This is a genomic window from Thermodesulfobacteriota bacterium, from assembly GCA_035325995.1.
Lineage (GTDB): Bacteria > Desulfobacterota_D > UBA1144 > Nemesobacterales > UBA2774 > JADLGH01.
In genome coordinates this window covers 1-2489 of the sequence record DAOKYU010000041.1, presented here as the reverse complement: position 1 = coordinate 2489, position 2489 = coordinate 1, and the positions used below count along the sequence as shown (strand labels likewise).

Genomic DNA, 2489 nt, shown 5'->3' with positions numbered 1-2489 from the left:
GCGCCCAGTACGAAGCCCGCACCAGCGACATCAGCACCGGCAAGGGCGCCTTCCCGGCAGGCGCGCAGCTCTGCACCAAGTGCCACACCAAGGCTGTCGTGCTCATGGACGGCTGCATGACCTGCCTCAACTGCGGCGACTCGAAATGCGGGTGAAGGAAGTTCGAAAATCAATAGCTCGCCGTCTTGGCGTGCCCTACAAGACCGGAGGAGACCTATGCAAGATACATGTGTATTTCACGACATGCTGAGGCAAATAGACGATCGTTTGCTGTTGGAGATCGGACCATGGCCGGATGACAAGCGCATCTTTGTTACCTTTGAGGTACCGAATTGTTCCGTCGACGAATTCAGGGGACGTATTGAGGAAGAAATTATCTCGATCGCCAGATCAGGAGTCCTTGGCAAATATGAACTGAATATTGATGGCCAAGCAATCAAGATCAACTTCTTTGAAGACAGCCTCACGGAAAAAAGAGGCCCACATTACGCGGTAACTGGCGGTATCGCGCCCCGACTGTTCGCCAAATAATGGTTGGCGACTCCATGACTCGTCGTTTTAGAGTCAGGGCGTAAGCATGGTCGGAGATTCAAGGTGGTCGACGGCATGTGTCACAGTGACGTGGTTCAGAGCCTGAGATTTACGTGTTAGCCGAAGAAGCACCCATGACGCACGATACGATTGAACTTCAATGGAATATGGACGCCGGTCGCCCGTCTTATGACTCCGACCCAATCAATCCGCTCAATCGCTCCCTTGCTCGACTCATCGACACGGGAAAACCTTTCTCACGGCTAGCATTGTCCTTCCTAAACGAAGGCCATGGATTGCTCCGATGGCTCGGGGTCTTCGTTCAAGGAAGAAGAACGGCTTTCTTCCCTGGCTTTTCTACGAAATATGATCGAATTGAAAGTTACCGAGGTCAGTTCCCTCATGCTTCCTGCTCATTTGAGATTGACCACCTTACGCTGGAGAAAGATCGCCTCTCTTGGCACGTAACGGCGCCGGGATCATCGAATCATATTGGCAATGCCAAGACTCTCGCGCTCGGCGACGATAGATATGTTTGGTTCGGTCTTAGCTTTTCTTCGCTCGACATTTTTCGACCGGTTGCCAACAACACAATGATCAAGTTCCAAGCGCACCGCAATGATTCGAGACGTCGGCTTGATGCCATCATGCGTTCTCGGGACGGCGCAGAATTCCCAATCTTATCTATGCCGGATGGCCCTCTGGCGAGGCAGCCAAACAGCTATTTCCATATATCTGTGATTGCCGGACCGCCAAACTTCGATACCTATCTTGGGCCGGAACATGGATTTCCTATTGGAAGCCCATTCCTCCTTTCGCCGTTCCCTAACGCTCTTACAGCCTCAACGCGACCTCACCGCTTCAACTTGTCGGAAAATACCGACCTACAAATCACCCTGATGCGACTCCCCGGAATATTAAAGGCGCCAGTGACATTTACAGGACAGCAAGAACCCAACGCAGCTCTGGGCAACAACGCCTAACACCGCTCTTCTCAGGCAGATCCGCACCATCTCTTCTTCTGAAAAACGACTCTTTCTCATGGTTCATCGCTTGCCAGCAAGGGCCATCCTCTCAAGAATCAATCGGCTCGAAAATCACCGGGCAGGTCATCGGCTCGCCGTGGATTGCGCCAATGAAACTCAAGATCCGAGGTGCTCTGCCGATCTTGAAGATAGACCTAAAGGCGGCCGGCGGCGCTTTAGCTACGAGGAGCGAAAAAAAGCGACATGAAATCCATGATGCCTATTGCCAAGATTACTTCTATCGCCTTGCTTTTGTTGCAAATTCCCGTCTCCACCGCTGAGCGCGGGGGCTGTTACAGTGCCGGTGAGGGGCCATTCATGACCTGCTTTGAAGGCACCCGAAAAGTGCAGGTAATGAAGCCTTTTAAGTCTGGTGACGGCAAGTATTACACGTGGGATCACCAATTGAATAGCTACTGCAATCGTGAATCGCAAAGGTGCATGCAGAACTGGGAGGTGAAAAACCTTCATTGCTCTGAAGATGAAAATGGCAGATTGACCTGCGATTAGCTAGACAATAATTCCCCTTCAGGGCTAAGGAACATCTGCAAAACAGCTGCTTTGAGCGGATCCCGAAGGAGTGGGTGTCGAGATGACGTGCGCAGGTGCGGAAAGGGCGCCTGAATGGGCCGATGGCCGGGGATCGAATGGTCTTTTTGCTGCATCGGGCGCACTTACCCTGTGGCCAGCAGTCGTCGCCGTGCCATCCACAGGTTCGACGGGGCGAACAGGGTGATGATCTGGGCGGTGTTCTTGGCCAAGCCGCGATAACGGACCTTCCGATAGCCGAACGGCTGCTTGATGACCCGGAAGGGATGTTCGACGCGGGCCCGCGTGCGCGCCTTGATGCGTTCGAAGGCCGCGAGGAGGCGGCCCACCTCGGTGCGCCGGTCGAGTTGCCGGCGCTGGCCGGGCGCATGGCCACCTGCTAGG

At 53.9% G+C, this 2489-nt stretch carries 5 protein-coding genes; 4 read left to right on the top strand and 1 reads right to left on the bottom strand.

The window, feature by feature from the left end; translation table 11 throughout:
• The 4 genes from PKC29_15560 to PKC29_15545 form a co-directional block, all read left to right on the top strand.
• Positions 1-155: NrdJb (locus tag PKC29_15560; GenBank protein ID HML96823.1), on the top strand; the 155-nt coding region annotated here is incomplete at its 5' end.
• A gap of 61 nt (positions 156-216) precedes the next feature.
• Positions 217-531 carry a hypothetical protein gene (locus PKC29_15555; GenBank protein HML96822.1) on the top strand — a complete coding sequence of 105 codons (315 nt, stop codon included), beginning with the start codon at positions 217-219 and terminating at the stop codon, positions 529-531.
• Positions 532-665: 134 nt separating this feature from the next.
• A complete protein-coding gene (locus PKC29_15550; protein ID HML96821.1) occupies positions 666-1514 on the top strand; it encodes a hypothetical protein in 849 nt (282 codons plus the stop codon).
• Positions 1515-1760: 246 nt separating this feature from the next.
• Positions 1761-2066: a hypothetical protein gene (locus tag PKC29_15545; protein ID HML96820.1), complete on the top strand. Its 306-nt coding sequence runs from the start codon at positions 1761-1763 to the stop codon at positions 2064-2066.
• Positions 2067-2230: 164 nt separating this feature from the next.
• Here the strand turns inward: PKC29_15545 and PKC29_15540 are convergent.
• Positions 2231-2489: transposase (locus tag PKC29_15540; GenBank protein ID HML96819.1), on the bottom strand; the 259-nt coding region annotated here is incomplete at its 5' end.